Source organism: Acinetobacter lwoffii (genome assembly GCF_029024105.1).
GTDB lineage: Bacteria > Pseudomonadota > Gammaproteobacteria > Pseudomonadales > Moraxellaceae > Acinetobacter > Acinetobacter lwoffii.
Genome location: NZ_CP118963.1, coordinates 2,589,036 through 2,608,405, shown reverse-complemented (window position 1 = coordinate 2,608,405; position 19,370 = coordinate 2,589,036). Strand labels below are relative to the sequence as shown.

Genomic DNA, 19,370 nt, shown 5'->3' with positions numbered 1-19,370 from the left:
CTACTTAAATGTTCTGAACGCATGGGTTCCCAAGTTTGATTTTTTAGGTATTTTACTCTAGTTGAATCATTAAAATAATATGAGCCAGAGAATAATAATGAAAATACAACAGGCGGATAAAATTTGGCGAAATTGGTCAGGGAGCCAGTTCAGTACTGCTCGGATTGTTCAGCCCAGCCAGATCAGTGAATTACAAAGTTTAGTGAAGACCCATGCACACATTCGTGCAGTGGGTGCAGGACATTCCTTTAGCCCCTTGGCCAAGACAGATGAGGTGTTGCTTAATCTCGATCAGTTCAAAGGTATGGTTGCCTTTGATCAAGAGAAAACACAGTGCACCGTGTACGCCGGTACGCGTTTATATGATTTGGGGAAAGATCTGACACCGATCAATCAGGCCTTAATCAATCAGGGTGATATAGACCAACAAATTCTGGCCGGAGCGATTTCGACTGGAACGCATGGCACGGGCATCGATTTACCTTGCATATCCGCTTTTGTGGAAGGCTTTGAATTACTGACCGCAGATGGCGAGCTGTTGCAATGTGATCGTCAGCAAAATACCGAGATATTTCAGGCTGGACGGGTAGCATTGGGCAGCTTGGGTATATTGACCCAAATTACTCTGCAAAATCGACCACGATATAAATTAAAAGAACAGATTCGGCTGTGTTCATTAAAAGACGTATTCGCGCATATTGATCAATGGAAGCATCGGCACCGGCATATCGAATTTTGGGCTTTTCTGCATGCCGATCAGGTGATGTTGAAAACCTTGAATGAAACTGATGACGCAATTCAGTCCAGACAGGACACCTGGCCTTCGGAAGATGCTTTATTAACCCTATGTTCTGAATTGACACGATTCTTCCCAAAGACAAATCCCTATCTGCAAAAACTGCTGAGCGTATTTGTAAAACCGACTTGCTATGTGGATTGGTCAAATCAAATTTTCCCGACTCCACGCAATACCAAATTTAATGAAATGGAGTATCAGATTCCAGTTGAGCAAGGCTTGCAGTGTCTGGACGAGATTCTGCATGTTTTACGCAAACATCCGGTACCGATGTTCTTTCCGATCGAGTTCCGTTATATCAAAGGGGATGATATCTGGCTGAGTCCTTTTTATCAGCGTGATTCAGTTTCCATTTCCATCCATCAGTTTTATAAACAGGATTATCACGCGATCTTTGATCTGGTCGAGCCGATTTTACAGAAATATCAGGGGCGACCGCATTGGGGCAAGTTGCATAGCATGAGCGCTGCTTCGCTACGTGATCTCTACCCGAAATGGGATGATTTTATAAGATTACGTCAGCAACTGGATCCACAGCAAAAATGGCTGAATCCCTACCTAAAACAATTATTTTTATCTGGAAACTGAGGCTTGGGTGATGCAATCGAATTATTTTCAGCAACTGACACAAGACTTAAAACAGCAGGGAACTGGCACACCGCAACTGATTTTAGATTTAAAAACCTATCAACGTAATTTGGACTATGTACAGTCAAAATTGCCTCCGAAGTTAAAACCGCGTCTGGTGGTGAAGTCCTTAGCCAGCATTCAGCTACTCAAACTGGCCAGTGAAAAGCTGAATACCCAGCGCTTTATGCTGTTTCATTTACCCCATCTTTTAGAAATTATCAGCGCATTTGAACAGGTAGATATCTTGCTGGGTAAACCGTTGCCGATCCATGCGGTACAGCGCTTTTATCAAAATTTCCCTGATCAGCAGGCACTAAATGACCAAAGCAATATTCAATGGCTGATCGATGATATAGAACGTCTGCAGCAATATCTGCAACTCGCTCAAAACCTGAACATCTGCCTGAACGTAAATATTGAAATTGATGTGGGACTGCATCGTGGCGGCGTACAAACGCAGCAGCAATTTATAGCTTTGCTCAAATTGATTCAGCACAACGCGGCTTATCTCAAACTTTCGGGTCTAATGGGCTATGATGCACATGTCGCCAAACTGCCAAAAATTTTGAAAAGCCCAGAAAAAAGTTATCAGCAATCACAGCAGATTTATCAACAATACAAAACGATGATTCAGCAGCAATTTCCCAATTTATGGCATGAAGGTCTGTGTTTTAACGGCGGGGGCAGTCCGACCTTTATGCAGCATTGCCAGCAAAGTGTCTGTAATGATCTGGCCTTTGGCTCGATGCTGCTTAAGCCCAGTGATTTTGATCTGGAAAATTTGTCTGCTTTAAGCTGTGCTTTATGGATTGCCGCACCCATTTTAAAAGTGTTGCCTTGTAGCCAGATTCCCGGTTTGGAATTACTAAATCATCTTCCACATCAATATAAAGCCGTATTTATTTACGGGGGCTATTGGCGAGCAGATTATATTTACCCTGAAAAAAGTCGACCGCATATGTTGTATGGTCGCAGCAGTAATCAGGAAATGGTTTTGGTGCCTAAATACTGCGGGCTACAAGTGGATGATTATGTCTTTTTGAGACCGACACAAAGTGAAGCTGTCATTCCGCAATTTGCCCAGCTTTATAGCTACAGCAAGAGAAAATTTATGGCATGGGACACTTTTCGGGAATAATAAAATTCTGAACTAAAAAATGAGCTTAAGTTTTTTTAAATCAGATATGGTTTTGGTGATAAATCTTATTTTTATTGGGGAAAAGGTTTAATCATGCGGCCAAGCCGTGTAAAATTCGAATCGATTTTTATTTATCCACCGTTTTTATCTTTTGAGGTTTTCCCTCGATCATAATCTCGCGGTGATATGCTCCATGGTACGGGGCATCACTCCTTAAGGATTTTCTTATGCCAATTATCACTTTGCCAAATGGCGATCAAAAACAGTTTGATCATGCCGTATCTGTGATGGAAGTTGCTCAAAGCATCGGTCCTGGTCTTGCAAAAAATACAGTCGCTGGACGTGTAAATGGCCGTCTGGTTGATGCATGCGATTTAATTACCGAAGACGCAACTTTACAGATTATCACGCCTAAAGATGATGAAGGCGTCGAAATTATTCGTCACTCATGTGCGCACTTGGTGGGTCATGCGGTTAAACAGCTGTTCCCAGAAGCGAAGATGGTGATTGGTCCTGTCATTGAAGATGGTTTCTATTACGACATTTTTAATGCAAAACCATTTACCCCAGATGATATGGCTGCGATTGAAGAGCGCATGAAAAAGCTCATCGATCAGGACTACGATGTCATCAAAAAAATGACGCCACGCGACGAAGTCATCAAAGTATTTACTGAGCGCGGCGAAGATTACAAACTACGTCTGATTGAAGATATGCCAGATGAGACCCAGATGGGTCTTTACTATCATCAGGAATATGTGGATATGTGTCGTGGTCCACACGTACCAAACACCAAATTCTTGAAATCGTTCAAACTCACCAAGATGTCAGGTGCGTACTGGCGCGGTGATGCGAAGAACGAGCAGTTACAGCGTATCTACGGTACTGCTTGGGCAGACAAGAAACAGCTTGCGGCTTATATCAAGCGTATTGAAGAAGCGGAAAAACGCGATCACCGTAAAATCGGTAAAGCGCTTGATCTGTTCCACATGCAGGAAGAAGCACCGGGTATGGTGTTCTGGCATCCAAATGGCTGGACCATTTACCAAGTCCTTGAACAGTACATGCGTAAAGTCCAGCAGGACAATGGTTATCTAGAGATTAAAACACCACAAATCGTAGACTTTAGCTTGTGGGAAAAATCGGGCCATGCGGCGAACTATGCAGACAACATGTTCACCACACATTCGGAAAGCCGTAACTATGCGGTGAAGCCAATGAACTGCCCATGTCACGTGCAGGTGTTCAACCAGGGTTTGAAATCTTATCGTGATCTTCCAATTCGTTTGGCAGAGTTCGGTTCATGTCATCGTAACGAGCCATCGGGTTCATTACACGGCATTATGCGTGTTCGTGGCTTTACTCAGGATGATGCGCATATCTTCTGTACCAAAGAGCAGATTGGCCCTGAAGTTGCAGACTTTATCAAATTGACACTAGATGTATACAAAGATTTCGGCTTTGAAGAAGTACAAATGAAGTTGTCGACACGTCCTGAAAAACGTGTAGGTGATGATGCGCTTTGGGATATGGCTGAAAAATCTTTGGCTGATGCTTTAGATGCAGCGGGTCTTGAGTGGGAGCTTCAACCGGGTGAAGGTGCATTTTACGGCCCGAAGATCGAATTCTCATTAAAAGACTGCTTAGGCCGTGTCTGGCAGTGTGGTACCATTCAGTGTGACTTCAACTTGCCAGAACGTCTGGATGCATCTTATGTAACTGAAGACAACGATCGTGACCAGCCTGTGATGTTGCACCGTGCAATTCTTGGTAGTTTCGAGCGTTTTATTGGTATACTGATTGAACACTATGCGGGCTTCATGCCACCTTGGCTGGCACCAGTACAAGCCTGTGTGATGAATATTACCGATTCACAAGCAGAAGCCTGTGAGTCAGTCGTCGCAAAACTTAAAGAAAACGGTATCCGTGCAATTTCTGACTTGAGAAATGAGAAAATCGGCTTTAAGATTCGTGAACGTACATTAGAGCGTATTCCATACTTACTGGTACTTGGGGACCGTGAAGTAGAGGAAGGTACAGTAAACGTGCGTACCCGCTCAGGAAAAAATTTGGGTACTATGTCAATCGATGCTTTCGTTGACCTAGTAAAAACAGCCGTAGCCGAACGCGGCCGGTACATTGTGGAGTAACAGCGATTAAACAGCCTGACCGTAATCAACAGGGCGGTAACAAATCAAACCGTCCTGCCTTGAATGATGAAATTCGTGCGAAAGAAGTCCGTCTTGTAGACGAAAATGGTGAGCAAAAAGGGATTGTAAGCTTAGCTGAAGCCCTACGTGCAGCAGAAAGTGTTGAACTTGATCTTGTAGAGATCGTAGCAAATGCTGAGCCACCTGTATGTAAGATCATGGACTTCAACAAGCATTTGTTTGATCTTAAGCAAAAGCAGAAAGAAGCGAAGAAAAAACAACATCAAGTCCAGGTGAAAGAAATCAAGCTACGCCCGGGTACTGATGTTGGTGATTACAACGTAAAACTACGTGCAATCATCAAGTTCCTTGAAGAAGGTAACAAGGTGAAAATCACGCTTCGTTTCCGTGGTCGTGAAATGGCGCACCAACAGTTGGGTCTAGCTCAATTGCAAAAAATTGAAGCTGACGTGGCTGAATTCGGTACTGTTGAGCAGATGCCGAAAATGGAAGGTCGTCAAATGGGTATGCTACTTGGTCCTAAAAAGAAAAAGTAAGCACTCATTAAGCGAAAAAAGCCCTGCATATGCAGGGCTTTTTTTATGCTTTAAAATTCCAGGCACTTTGCATGGCCTGCATAATCTGTTGAGCTTGCTGGCGGGAAAACATCGATAGCTGAATCCGAAAAAACCCGAGGCAAATTTGATTCATCAGACCAGGCTGGCACAATTTAAAATCCAAAGTACCATCGCGTTGACTGATGATATGCGCTGGCATGTTATAGAGCCAGCATTTGAGATGTGCTTTGAGAGAAGCATAGCGCGGATTTAGAAAACTATACTGTACCGAATGCCGTTTTAAGCACAGGCTGATGCGGAAACCAGCCAAAGTATAATAAATAGCGTGTGAGGTTATTTTCAGTTTGGTTCCCAGCATAAACAGCGAAAGACCAAGAAAGCCGCCAATATAAATATAAAAGTCAGGAGACTCCTGCCATAAAAATAATAGTCCTTGGAAAAAACTGGAATTGCTACGCACACTGCTGAAATAAAAAATGCTGAATATTCCGATCGGATAACAAAACAGCAAATATCCCGTAGTGCGCATGATCGGGCTAGCTTGATGAAACAGGATGTTTTCTGGCGCAGTCATGGTTTATTTTTATGATCAGAAAGCGTATTGCCTCCATGAGCTTAGGTAATCTGTAGCCAAAAAGAAAGGCCCTTGCGGACCTTCCTTTGCGTACTTAATCAAGCTTATTCCACTGATTTTTCATCGTTTGCAATAAGCAGTTTATTGCCAATCGGGATTTGACGCGGCAATTTTTCTTCTGGAATAATGCGTTGCAAGTCGATGATCAATAAACCATTTTCATAATCTGCCTGCTGGACCTCAATATATTCATCCAGACGTAAAGACAATTTAAATGCACGTCGTGCAATGCCTTTGTGCAGGAATTCAATACTGTCATTGTTTTGATTTTCAGGCTTGCCTAAGATGGTCAGCAACTTATTTTCCAGACGAATGTCGAGTTCTTCCTGACGAAAACCCGCAGTTGCCACCACGATGCGGTAATTATTCTCACCATGCTTTTCGATATTATACGGTGGATAATTCGGTGCATCGCTTTGCATGGCATAGTCAATAAAGTCATTCAGACGATCGAAACCGATGCTACGACGAAATAATGGATGAAGATTTAAGTTACTCATGATTAGAACCTTCTCACTTAAGCAAAGTTATAAAAACAAGAAAATAAGATCTGTCATGTGAGACATCGACAGGGCATAAGATTGACGCAATCCTTATGCAGAAATAAATATGTGTTTGGGGCTGAAATTTTCAAGATCAAAAATAAAAAATTATATAAATTTTTAATAAGATTTTGATATTTATTGAAAAATAATTTTTAAATGCAGGCTTGTTGTTTCTTTCTAAATCCTCTATGTTGAGTACATCATCGCACAGCAAAGGTGCAGGGAGTATTAAAAAAAATGATCGATTTATATTATTGGGGCACCCCCAACGGCCATAAAATTAGTATTGCTCTAGAAGAAATGAGGCTGGAATATCAAATTATTCCCATCAATATTCTGGAAAATGACCAGTTTCAGTCCGATTTTCTGGCTATTTCTCCCAATAATAAAATCCCGGCAATTGTTGATCAGGATGGGCCAAATGGCCGCGCCATTTCAATTTTTGAGTCAGGTGCGATTTTGCAATATCTGGGTCGAAAAACAGGTCTGTTTTATCCAGATGATGAAGTGAAGCGTATTCAGGTTGAACAGTGGCTGATGTGGCAGATGGGCGGTCTGGGACCAATGCTCGGACAAAATCATCACTTTAGCCGTTTTGCACCTGAGCGGATTGCTTATGCCACAGATCGTTATGTCAATGAAAGCAAACGTTTGTATGGCGTGTTGAATAAACAACTGGTCGGGCAAAATTATGTTGCCGGCGAATATTCGATTGCAGATATGGCGATATTTCCGTGGTTATTACGGCATGACTGGCAGCAGATTAATCTGGAAGATTATCCTGAAGTTTCCAAATATATTGATCGCTTGAATGCTCGTCCTGCGGTTCAGAAAGCGCTGGCGATACAGGTCAGTTAAGCTGCAGCCTTTATGCTAAAATAGCCTTAAGCAAATAAAGCCACCCTTACGGTGGTTTTTTATTGGATGGATATATGAACGATTTTCTTCTGAACTTTACCAAGATTGTTGAAAGTAATACCCGGATTTACTGGAGCATTCTTTTCGGCATTGCTGCATGTTTAGTGCTGTATGTTGCTGAAATTGTGCATATCGATCAGGTAATCGCTGCCCTAAATACCAAAGATCAGCAGATTTTACGTGCTGCAATTGCACCGCTCAATGAGCAGTATAAGTGGGCGCGGATCATGGCGATGGTGACAGCAGTTGTTTGGTCCAGTTGGGAATACAGTAAAGCCAAGAAAAAAATGGGCTTGAGCCGTTAATGCTGTAATGAGCCTGTTTTTACTATTTCTGTCGGCCTTGGGTGCAGCGACCTTATTGCCTTTACAGTCTGAAGCTGTGTTACTGGGGCTTTTAGTACAGAACAAGCAGCATGTAGTGCTGTTAATTGCCGTGGCCAGTCTGGGCAATATTCTGGGGTCCTGCGTCAACTGGTATCTGGGCCTCAAGATTGAGCATTATAAAAATAAAAAATGGTTTCCAGTTTCAAAAGACAAGATGCTTAAAGCGCAAGCGACCTATCAGAAATATGGTTACTGGTCTTTATTGCTGAGCTGGGTGCCTATCATTGGTGATCCGATTACCCTGATTGCGGGACTGCTAAAAGAAAACTTCGCCCGTTTTTTGCTCATCGTCAGCGTCGCCAAAATTGGACGTTATCTATTTGTCTATGCAGCCTTTGCCGTGTTCTAAGCCTGAAGCTATTTTCCTGATCCAGTCTTGCATACTATTTTCAGAGCGAAATCATTCTTTAAATTCGCTTATTGGGTGAAGATGCTTTTGTTTTAAACAAAGATGCTTTAGAATACTCGCTCCCTTACCTGCAGGTCGTTTTGTAATGGTGCAAACGAGCCGAACAGGTGTTCAAAAGAGGTTGTTATGCCTAAGATGAAAACTCGCCGTGGTGCAGCTAAACGCTTTAAAGCGACTGCTAACGGTTTTAAGCGTAAACAAGCGTTCAAACGCCACATTTTGACCAAAAAATCTGCTAAGCGTATTCGTCAATTGCGCGGCTGTGTAATGGTTCACGTAAGTGACGTTGCTTCAGTTCGTCGTATGTGCCCGTACATCTAAGGAGATTATAAATGGCTCGTGTAAAACGTGGTGTACAGGCTCATCGCCGTCACAAAAAAATTCTTGCTCGCGCTAAAGGTTACTATGGTGCTCGTTCACGCGTTTACCGCGTAGCGTTCCAGGCGGTAATCAAAGCTGGTCAATATGCTTACCGTGACCGTCGTCAGAAGAAACGTCAATTCCGCGCTTTGTGGATTGCACGTATCAACGCTGGTGCTCGTCAAAATGGTTTGTCGTACAGCCGTATGATCGCTGGCTTGAAAAAAGCTCAAGTGATTATCGACCGTCGCGTACTTGCTGACATCGCTATGCATGACGCAGTTGCGTTTGCTGCTTTAGCTTCTAAAGCTAAAGATGCATTGGCTGCATAAGTCTTTATGACTTGAAAAAAGACCGCCATTTGGTGGTCTTTTTTTATGCTTAAATAAAAGTAGTCATTTTAAATATTATTTAAAAATCAGTATTGTAAATCTTATATTTTTTAGTCATTGTGAAATTGAATAATTAAAAAACAAGGCTTAAAAATAATGATTCGACTTGCCACCCAACACGATGTCTTGCCGATTGCCCAAGTGCATGTACAAAGCTGGCATGAAAGCTATCAAAATATCATTAAACCAGAGATTCTCGATAAGTTGAGTGTAGAACAAAGAGCCGCTTTGTGGCGTTCTGTGCTTGAACAGGAGAATCGACGGGTATTTGTCTATGAAGAAAATGCTCAAGTTTTGGGTTTTGCTGCTTTTAATTTTCCGGTAGATGCACCAATCAGTGAATTGAGAGCACTTTATTTGCTTCAAAATATTCAAGGTCGCGGCATTGGACGTGATTTGGTTCAATTGGGTCTGGGTTTAAGTCGAGAAAAATCCTACCAGCATATGCAATGCAGCGTATTGAACCTGAATTCCAGTCGTTATTTTTATGAAAAGACCGGCGCCTATTTTATCAGTGAAGAAGATGCCAGCGATCTCGGCGAGAATCTTAAAGACTTATGTTATCAGTGGGACATTTAATTTTTGAATACTCTGGGCAAGCTGGCTCAACGTAGAAAAATCTAAAACCTGGAAGAAGACGATGGAAAATAAATCAGCCCTTACATTGTATGGCTGATTTATCCTTTTATCTCAATATATCCATCGGTCAATTAAAAGAGCATTTCCGGGCGATCAGCAAATAACAGCTTTGGCTCATTCCGACAATGCTGAAATTTTCAGGCAGCTGCTTGACCTTAATTCCATCATAGGTTGGATGATAAAAACCCATCGCAAAAATCGTCAGCATTATTTCAAGCTGATGGCTGCGCCTGAGTATCAACATATCTAATGGATTCGGCTGAATTCTGCTAGGAAAATTCAAACTTTTCTGGCGGAACTTTAAAGCCCGAAATAGTAGCCAATCAGACAGATAATCACAGTGATTACAATTAAGGTCAGCACATTTGCAGACGAACTGGATTTGCCTGGGTCCTGAGGTTTTTCTGCTTTAGAAATTTTTGGTGAACGATCTTCAGTACTCATACCGACAAATGGGTCAGGTGCAACTTTAGGTGTTAGCTGTGCAGTTTTATAGTGGTTGGCGACTTTGCTGATGAATTTAGCACTTAAATCATCAATTTTTTGCGAAAAATGTCGCAGATTGAGTTGCTGTTCCGGGCTGAGTACTTCACCATCTGCACGATAGGGATGCTGGATTTTCGTTTGAATAAAGTCATTTAAGGCATCTAGGCGGTACAAAGTCTGGTGAGCATAATCCGCTGAATAGTCAGTGGGAATTAAGGCCAAATGACTTTCGCTATCGACCTGAATGGCAGGCATGGTGCCGTAATAAGGCAAATTGGTATACGCCGGTTCAGTAAAATCTTGGGCAAGGCTACTTTCAAACAGTTCATGATCGGTATAGGCCTGAATATCATCCCAGTTTGGGGCTTCCAGATCGACATCAATGCGCTTGGCCAGTTTAGGATTCAGCTCATAACACCAGAATGTTTCATGGCGTAAAGGAGATTGCTGTGATTTAGGCGCTTCGTAATCATTGTCTGCGCTGTACCATTCAGGGAGTTCTTTGCCAATGATCCAGGCGGTTTTGGCTTTGGCACCATGACTGACAATAAAATGTGCCAGTGGCAGTAGCTCGACATTGGCATTCGGATTTTTTTCATCAACCAGTAAATCAGAGCGATGCAAGCTAAGGCGACGCACGCCTTGTTTTTTCAGACCTTCCAGCCAGATCTGAAAATGCTGAGCCAACAGATGTTGTGACATCAGATCCCGAAAGGCAAACTGATGCTGATTAAAAATGGAATGTTGAATCCAACGATTGAAACTCAGGTCCTGAGTCAAATACTCATTGCCGTAAGTGACCAGGGTCAGTTGCTGTTTCCAAATTTGATCGAGTGCCATAGTGATTTGATCTGATTGATATTGTGTTTATCTTATACTTTTTATATTTAATCATGCCAATCTAATTTTCCTTAAAACGCATCTTCATCAAAGTGTCTAAAAACTGTTAGAATGTGGGGTTTTTAAAATATTTTTTAACCTGTTGCTTTGAGAGTTACTATGTCACTGGAAGCCCTGACCACTGAAGCGCTCGCTGCGATTGCAGCAGCTCAAGACCTTGCTGCACTTGATCAAGTACGAGTGCAATTTACGGGGAAAAAAAGCCAGCTCGCGGAACAATCTAAGTCGCTTGGTAAAATGGATCCTGAAGAACGTAAAGTCTTCGGCGCACAAATCCATGCTGTACGTGAAACCATTACCGCTGCATTGACATCACGTCAGGCAGAACTGCATAAAGCTGCCTTAGAACAAAAACTGGCAAGCGAAACCATTGATATTACTTTACCAGGTCGTGGCCAGCAGGTGGGCAGTATCCATCCAGTGACCCAGGTGCAAGAGCGTATTTGCCAGTTCTTTACCAAGGCAGGTTTTACGGTTGCAACAGGTCCTGAAGTTGAAGATGACTACCACAACTTTGAAGCACTGAACATTCCGGGTCATCACCCGGCGCGTGCCATGCACGATACTTTCTATTTCGATGTGAACCATTTGCTGCGTACCCATACGTCTGGTGTGCAGATTCGTACCATGGAAACCCAGCAGCCACCCATCCAGATCGTGTGTCCGGGCCGTGTTTACCGTTGTGATTCGGATCAAACCCACTCGCCGATGTTCCATCAGATTGAAGGTTTATACGTGGCTGAAAATACTAGCTTCGCGGAACTGAAAGGCTTGCTGATTAACCTGCTGAACGAATTCTTTGAAAAAGATTTGAAAGTACGTTTCCGTCCATCTTATTTTCCGTTCACCGAGCCGAGTGCGGAAGTGGATATTATGGATGAACGCGGTCGCTGGTTAGAAGTATTGGGCTGCGGTATGGTACATCCGAATGTGCTGCAAGCTGCAGGCATTGATCCTGAAAAATACAAAGGCTTTGCTTTTGGTCTGGGTGTTGAACGTTTTGCAATGCTGCGTTATGGCGTGAATGACTTACGTATGTTCTTTCAAAATGATGTGCGTTTCTTACGCCAGTTTGCTTAAAACTTTTTAATAATCCTCTCCTAACCTCTTCTTTTAAAAAGAAGAGGGACTCCGTGAAATAGATGGAGTTCTCCCCTTTGGAAAATGGGGAGCAGAGGGGGATTCTAGAGATTTGAATTACAGGTTTTATATCAATGAAAATTAGCGAAAATTGGCTACGCACATGGGTCAACCCAGCCATCGATAGCGAAAAACTTTCTGATCAATTGACCATGTTGGGTCTGGAAGTGGATGAGCTTGCACCTGCAGCCAAACCCTTTACTGGTGTGGTGGTGGGGGAAGTCCTGACAGTAGAACAACATCCTGATGCAGATCGCTTGCGTGTGACCACTGTCAATATCGGTTCTGGTGAGCCACTACAAATTGTATGTGGTGCGCCAAATGTACGTGCCGGCATGAAAGCACCGGTTGCGACCATTGGTGCAGTACTTCCAGGCGATTTCAAAATCAAGAAAGGCAAGCTACGTGGTATCGAGTCACAAGGTATGCTGTGCGGCGCTTCAGAAATCGATCTGGAAGATAAAATCGACGGTCTTTTAGAGCTGCCTGCAGATGCACCAGTAGGTATGAACATTCGTGAATATCTGGATCTTGATGACAATGTGATTGACATCAGCATTACGCCTAACCGTGGGGACTGCTTCAGTATTCGCGGGATCGCGCGTGAAATTGGTGTGATCAACCAATTGCCAGTGACTGCCCCTGATATTAAAGAAGTAGCTGCGACTATTAGCGACGAAAAGAGAGTCGTTGTGTCGACTGAAGGCTGCCCACGCTACTTGGGTCGTGTCATCAAGAACGTCAATACCAAAGCTGTGACTCCTGTATGGATGGAGCGAGCATTGGCACGTTCAGGTATCCGTCAGCATAGTATCTTAGTAGATATTACCAACTATGTGCTGATGGAGCTGGGTCAACCGCTACACGCATTTGATGGCGGTAAAGTGCAAGGCGCGGTACATGTACGTCAAGCGGCGGAAGCTGAAAAGTTAGTTTTGCTCAATGAACAAGAAGTTGAACTCAACGAAAAAGTGATGGTGATTGCAGATGATGAAAAAGCATTGGCCATTGCCGGTATTATGGGTGGCTTGTCTTCAGCAGTCAGCGATGCAACCACTGAAATTTTCCTGGAATCAGCATTCTTCGCACCACTGCATATTGCCGGTCGTGCACGTAGCTTTGGCCTGCATACTGATGCTTCTCAGCGTTATGAACGTGGTGTCGATTTTGAATTGCCATTGATCGCTATGCACCGCGCATCACAATTGATTGCGGAACTTGCGGGCGGTGAGTTTGGACCAATTACAGTTGCCGAAAATGCAGCATTATTGCCAACACGCGACGCAATTGAGTTGAATCAAGCACAAGTCGATCAACTGCTAGGTTATAGCGTTGATTCAGATTTTATTACCGATGCCTTAAGCCGTCTGGGTTGTGATGTAACTGTGAAAGCAGAAGGTGAGTGGTCCGTAGTGCCGCCATCACATCGTTATGATATGATGATTTACCAGGACTTGATCGAAGAAGTGGCGCGTATTCACGGTTATGACAATATTCAAATCAGCCTGCCTGTGATTGATGTGAAATTGGCGAAATACCAAGATCAATTTGAATTGGGTCAACTCCGTCAAACTGCCGTAACTTTAGGTTACCAAGAAGCGATCAGCTTTAGCTTCGCAGACCTAAAACTTGAAAAGCAACTTAATTCCAGTGTGAATCCATTAGCATTAGCCAATCCAATTTCAAGTGATTTGGCGGTGATGCGTTCAACCTTGCTATCTAGCCTGATTCCTTGTGTTCAATACAATATCAATCGTCAGCAAAGTCGGGTACGTTTCTTTGAGCTCGGTCTGCGTTTTGACTATCAAGAAGCCAGCAGCATCCATGATTTAAAACAGATTCCAACTTTTGCCTTGATTGCAACGGGTTCGCGTACCCCTGAGTCTTGGCATGGCAAGGCACAGCCAATGGACTTCTTTGACTTTAAGGGCGATATAGAGGAAATTCTGGCTGCTGGTCGTGTCAAAGTGGAATATGTCCGTTCAGAGCGTAGCTGGTTGCATCCAGGACAATCCGCAGAGATTCTCGTGAATGGTCAATCAATTGGTTACTTTGGCCGTTTACATCCTTCACTTGAAGACGAACTTGATCTGGCAACCACATGGGTAGCAGAATTGGATCAAACGGCTGTTTTGCAAACTTATGTATCTAATTTTACAGAATTATCACGTTTTCCATCGGTTCGACGTGATATTGCGCTTTTAATTAGTGATAAGATTAATGTTAGCGAAATTCAGGGACTTATCGAAAAAACAGGCGGAGAGCTTTTAGACTCAACTTGGTTGTTCGATGTGTACACTGGACAAGGAGTAGAAGAAGGGAAACGCTCACTGGCATTTGCACTTCTCTGGCAGCATCCAAGCCGTACACTGGAAGATGCTGAAATTAAATCAGGTATGGATAATATCCTTCAAGTGTTAGAAAACACTTACCAAGCGACATTGAGGGCTTCATGACAGCACTAACTAAAGCAGAAATGGCTGATCATTTAAGTGAGCTCACGAGTTTAAACCGTCGTGAAGCAAAACAAATGGTTGAGTTGTTCTTCGATGAGATTAGCCAGGCGCTCATCTCAGGCGAGCAAGTAAAACTTTCGGGTTTTGGTAATTTCGAGTTGCGTGATAAGCGTCAACGTCCGGGCCGTAACCCGAAAACGGGTGAAGAGATTCCGATTTCTGCACGCCGCGTGGTCACCTTCCGTGCGGGACAGAAGTTCCGTCAACGTGTGGGAAATGAGCAGGTCAACTGATCTGCTTTTTTTAAAACCTGAAGTCACAGATTATTTGAATTTCAGTGTTTAAAATAAAAAAAAGAGAGCCAATGGCTCTCTTTTTTTGTACTGAATAATCTAGAAGATTATTGAGCAGCAGCTTCAGAAGCAGCAGTAGCATCAGCAGCAGCGTCAACAGCAACAGCAGCAGCAGCGTCAGCTTCAGCAACAGCAGCAGTTTCAGAAGCAGCAACTTCAGAAGTAGCTTCTACAGCAGCAGCGTCAGCAGCAGCTTCAGCTTCAGAAGCAGCTTCTACAGCTTCAGATGCAGCTTGGTTAGCGTCAGCAGCAGCGTCGTCAGCTTTTTTAGCACAACCAACGAAAGCTAGAGTAGTAGCAACTGCAGCAGCAATAGCGATTTTTTTGAATAACATGGCATCACTCTCTAAAAATTGAGATTAAAAAAAACCAAAGTTAGTCTGTTAAGTGCTTTTATTGTTCCTAATTGTGTTAGGGACTAACAACGCAGGAGCAGTCTAACTGGTCTGCAAATATGCTATCACTGCGCATTTTTAATTGCTACTGGCAATGATCAAAAAAGTACGGAAAAACGATAAAAAATAAGAAGTTTTTAACAGAAAATAACAATGGAATGAAACATTTAGATTGGAGAAAGGCTTATTAAACACTTAAAAGTTATACAATTTTTAATCTGAATATTTTATTAATCAAAAACTTAAAAATAAGTTTACATAAATCAGGCTTGATTGTTTCATTCTGTAATTTATGTCAACCTAAAAAAGGCCACCGCTTAGGTGACCTTTCATTTGAAATTTTAATTTGAAGCTTTGCGTTTCATCTGATCAAAGAAATCATCATTGGTTTTGGTTTCTTTCATGCGATCCAGTAAGAATTCCATTGCCGCCAACTCATCTTGAGTATGCAACAGCTTGCGCAGAATCCAGACTTTACGCAGATTGTCTTCCGACATCAGGCGTTCTTCACGGCGAGTACCAGATTTCTTGATGTTCATCGCAGGGAATACGCGTTTTTCAGCAATACGACGATCAAGGGTAATTTCCTGGTTACCTGTACCTTTGAATTCTTCGTAAATCACTTCATCCATTTTACTACCAGTTTCAATCAGGGCAGTAGAAATGATGGTCAGTGAACCGCCTTCTTCGATATTACGTGCAGCACCGAAGAAACGTTTAGGACGTTCTAAGGCATGCGCATCTACACCACCAGTCAGTACTTTGCCTGATGAAGGAATCACAGTGTTATAAGCACGTGCCAGACGGGTAATCGAGTCAAGCAAAATCACTACATCTTTCTTGTGTTCAACCAGACGTTTTGCTTTTTCAATCACCATTTCAGCAACTTGAACGTGACGTGCAGGAGATTCATCAAAGGTAGACGCCACGACTTCACCGCGAACCGTACGTTCCATCTCAGTCACTTCCTCTGGACGTTCATCAATCAGAAGAACGATCAGAATAACTTCAGGATTATTGCGAACGATGGACTGTGCAATGCTTTGCAGCAGCATGGTTTTACCCGCTTTCGGCGGAGCCACAATAATTGAACGCTGGCCTTTACCAATCGGGGCCACTAGGTCGATCACACGGGTGGTTAAATCTTCAGTGGTACCATTGCCTAACTCCATCACCAACTGTTCAGTCGGGAATAATGGTGTCAAGTTTTCAAACAAAATCTTGTTGCGTGAATTTTCAGGTGTGTCGTAGTTAATTTGATTGACTTTAAGTAAAGCAAAATAACGTTCGCCTTCTTTCGGTGGGCGAATGGTGCCAGTAATGGTGTCGCCAGTACGGAGGTTAAAACGACGAATTTGAGAAGGGCTGACATAGATATCGTCAGGACCTGCTAAATAAGAACCTGCGGCTGAGCGTAAAAAGCCAAAACCATCTGACAAAATTTCTAGAACGCCATCACCAAAAATCTCTTCGCCATTCATTGCATGACGTTTTAAAATGGCAAAAATAATGTCTTGCTTACGGTTACGAGCCATACCTTCGAGGCCCATAAACTCGGCAATCTTGATGAGTTCGCCAATCGGTTTTTTCTTGAGTTCGGTTAAATTCATAGGTGGTCAGATAGAATCAAAGTTCTGAGGTACAGGTTAGAAAGGGAGTAACATTCGGCCGCATACCAGCATTCAAACGAAAGCAATTGAATTTGCAAAAGAACAATTCAGAGATCTGTTTGAGTGTTTCAAAGAAAAATGTGGAAAACAATTTCTATTGCCGAGCGGCATCTTATGTAATGTGTCTTGTAAGAAATTGACAGGATTTAGGATCCTTTATCTCTTGAGTAGCGAATATAAGAGATAATGCCAGGTTTGTCAATTTATAGCCGAAAAAAATACGCGAGCATGGGTCGCGTATTTTTTACTAAAAATGCTGTGCTTAGATATTGTCATCAATAAATGCAGTCAGTTTAGATTTTGGTGCAGCACCGACTTGAGTCGCAACAACTTCACCATTTTTGAACATCAACAAAGCCGGGATGTTACGAATGTTGAAATTCACAGCAGTTTGTTCGCAAGAAGTTACGTCAACTTTCACGATTTTAACTTTGCCTTGGTATTCATCAGCAAGCACTTCAAGTACGGGTGCAATTGCTTTACATGGTGCACACCAGCCTGCCCAAAAGTCCACCAGTACAGGAACGTCTGATTGAAGAACGTCTGCTTCGAAGTTTGCGTCAGTAGTGTTTACGATGTTGCCAGACATGGAATGTGCTCCAGATTAATATTTTAAAGATAACTAATTATTAGTATTACATAGCCATCTTTAACAATGTAGGGGAATCTGTAAATTTTCAATGCTTAATGTTATTTTGTCTAATGGATGATCACGATAGTGATGATCGTGTCTCACTATTATTCCCGATACAAAAAAGAATAAGGCATTAAATTGTCGCTACAAATGGCTTTTAAATTGCATGCATGTGAATTACTCTAAGCACAATTCGTTAAAGGTTTATTTCTGGAATGTCTGACTTTTTGATTGATGAAGAATTACTTGCCGCCATCGATATGGGATCAAACAGCTTTCATTTGGCCATCGCCCGTGTAGATCATGGCGAAGTGAAGAAAGTGGCATCAATGTCAGAAAAAGTTCAGCTTGCCGCAGGACTAGACGAAAATAAGAATTTAACCGAAGCCGCACAGCAGCGCGGTTTGGCCTGTCTGGCTCGTTTTGTCGGGCGTTTAGGTGCCGTTCAGCCGAACCGCTTGCGGATCGTGGCGACGAATGCGTTACGTCAAGCTAAAAATGGCCATGAATTTATCCAGAAAGCTGCAGAAATTTTACCGAAACCGATCGAAATTATCGCGGGTCGTGAAGAAGCCCGTCTGATTTATCTGGGGGTATCGCATACCATGGCCAACAGCGGTCGTCGTCTGGTGGTTGATATTGGTGGCGGTTCAACTGAGCTGATTATCGGTGAAGAATTCGAGCCGATTCACACTGAATCCGTACAAATGGGCTGTGTGGCATTTACCAAGGCCTATTTTCAGGATGGTGAAATCAGCGCCAAAGCTTTTGATAAAGCAGTTACTGCGGCACGTAAAGAAATTTCGGGAATTGCCAATACTTATAAAGAAGCCGGTTGGGATGCTGTTGTCGGCTCGAGTGGTACCATTAAAGCCTGCCGCCAGATTTGTGTCAATATGGGCTGGAGCAATGAACGCGAACAGTTGACGCGTGAAGGCTTGGAAAAGCTCAAAGATAAACTGCTTAAATATAAATACGTCTCGGACATGGAATTCGAAGGTCTGAAAGATGATCGTCGTGCCGTCTTACCTGCTGGTATTGCCATTCTCTATGCTGTCTTTGATGTATTGGAAATTGACCATTTGGTCTATTCTGACGGTGCGTTACGTGAAGGCGTGATGTATGACTTGCTTGGCCGTTTCAAGCACGAAGATATCCGCGATCGTTCCGTACATGCCTTGATTGGTCGATATAATGCCGATGCCAAGCAGGCTGAACGTGTAGTTCAGACCGCACAGAAACTGTTTAATGACGTGGCTAGTGAACTCGGTTTAAGTGTTGAAGATAGTGACCTGTTACGTCGTGCTGCCTATCTGCATGAGATTGGTTTGGCCATCAGTCACAGTGGCTATCATCGTCATGGCGCGTATTTATTGCAACATTCGGATATTGCCGGTTTCTCGCAAGTTGATCAGAATCATTTGTCACATTTGGTCGCGCACCATCGACGTAAATTGCGCGCTGATGCCAAGATTGATGTGATGAAAGTCGGTGGATCTAAACTTTTATGGTTATGTTTGCTGCTTCGTCTGTCGGTTTTGGTCAATCACAGTCGTAGCGATGAGATGCTTCCTGCCATTGAACTCAAGGTTGAAAATGCGCAACAATGGCAACTCAGCGTGTCTGGTGATGCCAAGCAATGGCCATTGCTGGTCGCTGAACTGCACGATGAACAGCAGCAATTTAAAAATTGGGAGATTGAACTCTCGATTCAATCCGAACAATTTGTTAATTAATACCTTTATAGGGATGAAAACGGTT

At 43.0% G+C, this 19,370-nt stretch carries 20 protein-coding genes; 14 read left to right on the top strand and 6 right to left on the bottom strand.

The features are described 5' to 3' along the window. Positions 1–97: 97 nt before the first annotated feature. The 4 genes from PYW33_RS12615 (at position 98) to infC (ending at position 5,271) form a co-directional block, all read left to right on the top strand. Entirely contained in the window at positions 98–1,384 is a 1,287-nt protein-coding gene (locus PYW33_RS12615; protein ID WP_004647515.1) for a D-arabinono-1,4-lactone oxidase, read from the top strand. Between the two features lie 10 nt (positions 1,385–1,394). After that, positions 1,395–2,564, top strand: a complete 1,170-nt coding sequence (locus PYW33_RS12610) for an alanine racemase (protein WP_004647516.1) — start codon at positions 1,395–1,397, stop codon at positions 2,562–2,564. Positions 2,565–2,791: 227 nt separating this feature from the next. Beyond that, the gene (thrS, locus tag PYW33_RS12605; protein ID WP_004647517.1) at positions 2,792–4,714 is read left to right on the top strand and encodes a threonine--tRNA ligase; all 1,923 of its coding nucleotides are present in this window, start codon (positions 2,792–2,794) and stop codon (positions 4,712–4,714) included. Positions 4,715–4,719: 5 nt separating this feature from the next. Beyond that, on the top strand, positions 4,720–5,271 hold the full coding sequence (gene infC / locus PYW33_RS12600) for a translation initiation factor IF-3 (RefSeq protein ID WP_064094722.1): 552 nt from the start codon (positions 4,720–4,722) through the stop codon (positions 5,269–5,271). 43 nt (positions 5,272–5,314) lie between these two features. Here the strand turns inward: infC and PYW33_RS12595 are convergent, their stop codons facing one another. Together PYW33_RS12595 and PYW33_RS12590 are read right to left on the bottom strand one after the other, a co-directional pair. Then, the gene (locus tag PYW33_RS12595) at positions 5,315–5,866 is read right to left on the bottom strand and encodes a hypothetical protein (RefSeq protein ID WP_004647519.1); all 552 of its coding nucleotides are present in this window, start codon (positions 5,864–5,866) and stop codon (positions 5,315–5,317) included. Positions 5,867–5,970: 104 nt separating this feature from the next. Then, entirely contained in the window at positions 5,971–6,426 is a 456-nt protein-coding gene (locus PYW33_RS12590) for an Hsp20 family protein (protein WP_004647520.1), read from the bottom strand. A gap of 282 nt (positions 6,427–6,708) precedes the next feature. On the opposite strand from PYW33_RS12590, the gene PYW33_RS12585 reads away from it, so the two are divergent. From PYW33_RS12585 to PYW33_RS12560, 6 genes are all read left to right on the top strand, one after another. Further along, entirely contained in the window at positions 6,709–7,329 is a 621-nt protein-coding gene (locus PYW33_RS12585; RefSeq protein WP_004647522.1) for a glutathione S-transferase family protein, read from the top strand. A 74-nt stretch (positions 7,330–7,403) separates the two neighbouring features. Then, on the top strand, positions 7,404–7,694 hold the full coding sequence (locus tag PYW33_RS12580; protein WP_004647523.1) for a hypothetical protein: 291 nt from the start codon (positions 7,404–7,406) through the stop codon (positions 7,692–7,694). 7 nt (positions 7,695–7,701) lie between these two features. Next, complete coding sequence (locus tag PYW33_RS12575; RefSeq protein WP_004647524.1) at positions 7,702–8,124, top strand: YqaA family protein; 423 nt, start codon at positions 7,702–7,704, stop codon at positions 8,122–8,124. 186 nt (positions 8,125–8,310) lie between these two features. After that, complete coding sequence (gene rpmI, locus PYW33_RS12570; RefSeq protein ID WP_004278281.1) at positions 8,311–8,505, top strand: 50S ribosomal protein L35; 195 nt, start codon at positions 8,311–8,313, stop codon at positions 8,503–8,505. Between the two features lie 11 nt (positions 8,506–8,516). Then, entirely contained in the window at positions 8,517–8,876 is a 360-nt protein-coding gene (rplT, locus tag PYW33_RS12565; RefSeq protein ID WP_004647525.1) for a 50S ribosomal protein L20, read from the top strand. 156 nt (positions 8,877–9,032) lie between these two features. Further along, positions 9,033–9,515, top strand: coding sequence for a GNAT family N-acetyltransferase (locus tag PYW33_RS12560; protein ID WP_004647526.1), 483 nt, complete (start codon positions 9,033–9,035; stop codon positions 9,513–9,515). A 360-nt stretch (positions 9,516–9,875) separates the two neighbouring features. Here the strand turns inward: PYW33_RS12560 and PYW33_RS12555 are convergent, their stop codons facing one another. Beyond that, positions 9,876–10,901 (bottom strand): hypothetical protein, encoded by a 1,026-nt coding sequence (locus PYW33_RS12555; protein ID WP_004647528.1) that lies wholly within the window; start codon positions 10,899–10,901, stop codon positions 9,876–9,878. Positions 10,902–11,060: 159 nt separating this feature from the next. Here PYW33_RS12555 and pheS point away from each other — a divergent pair, with 159 nt between their 5' ends. The 3 genes from pheS to PYW33_RS12540 all read left to right on the top strand — a co-directional run bounded on the left by pheS (position 11,061) and on the right by PYW33_RS12540 (position 14,850). After that, complete coding sequence (gene pheS / locus PYW33_RS12550; RefSeq protein WP_004278272.1) at positions 11,061–12,041, top strand: phenylalanine--tRNA ligase subunit alpha; 981 nt, start codon at positions 11,061–11,063, stop codon at positions 12,039–12,041. Positions 12,042–12,175: 134 nt separating this feature from the next. After that, positions 12,176–14,557: a phenylalanine--tRNA ligase subunit beta gene (gene pheT, locus PYW33_RS12545; protein WP_004647529.1), complete on the top strand. Its 2,382-nt coding sequence runs from the start codon at positions 12,176–12,178 to the stop codon at positions 14,555–14,557. Beyond that, positions 14,554–14,850, top strand: coding sequence for an integration host factor subunit alpha (locus tag PYW33_RS12540; RefSeq protein ID WP_004278269.1), 297 nt, complete (start codon positions 14,554–14,556; stop codon positions 14,848–14,850). The genes pheT and PYW33_RS12540 overlap by 4 nt, the downstream gene beginning before the upstream one ends. 107 nt (positions 14,851–14,957) lie before the next feature. Here PYW33_RS12540 and PYW33_RS12535 read toward each other — a convergent pair whose 3' ends face one another. The 3 genes from PYW33_RS12535 to trxA form a co-directional block, all read right to left on the bottom strand. Next, positions 14,958–15,245: a hypothetical protein gene (locus PYW33_RS12535; RefSeq protein WP_004647530.1), complete on the bottom strand. Its 288-nt coding sequence runs from the start codon at positions 15,243–15,245 to the stop codon at positions 14,958–14,960. 401 nt (positions 15,246–15,646) lie between these two features. Then, positions 15,647–16,915, bottom strand: coding sequence for a transcription termination factor Rho (rho, locus tag PYW33_RS12530; protein WP_004278267.1), 1,269 nt, complete (start codon positions 16,913–16,915; stop codon positions 15,647–15,649). Between the two features lie 322 nt (positions 16,916–17,237). Further along, entirely contained in the window at positions 17,238–17,564 is a 327-nt protein-coding gene (gene trxA / locus PYW33_RS12525; RefSeq protein WP_004278266.1) for a thioredoxin, read from the bottom strand. Positions 17,565–17,824: 260 nt separating this feature from the next. Here trxA and ppx point away from each other — a divergent pair, with 260 nt between their 5' ends. Next, entirely contained in the window at positions 17,825–19,345 is a 1,521-nt protein-coding gene (gene ppx / locus PYW33_RS12520; protein ID WP_004647531.1) for an exopolyphosphatase, read from the top strand. The last annotated feature ends 25 nt before the right edge of the window (positions 19,346–19,370 follow it).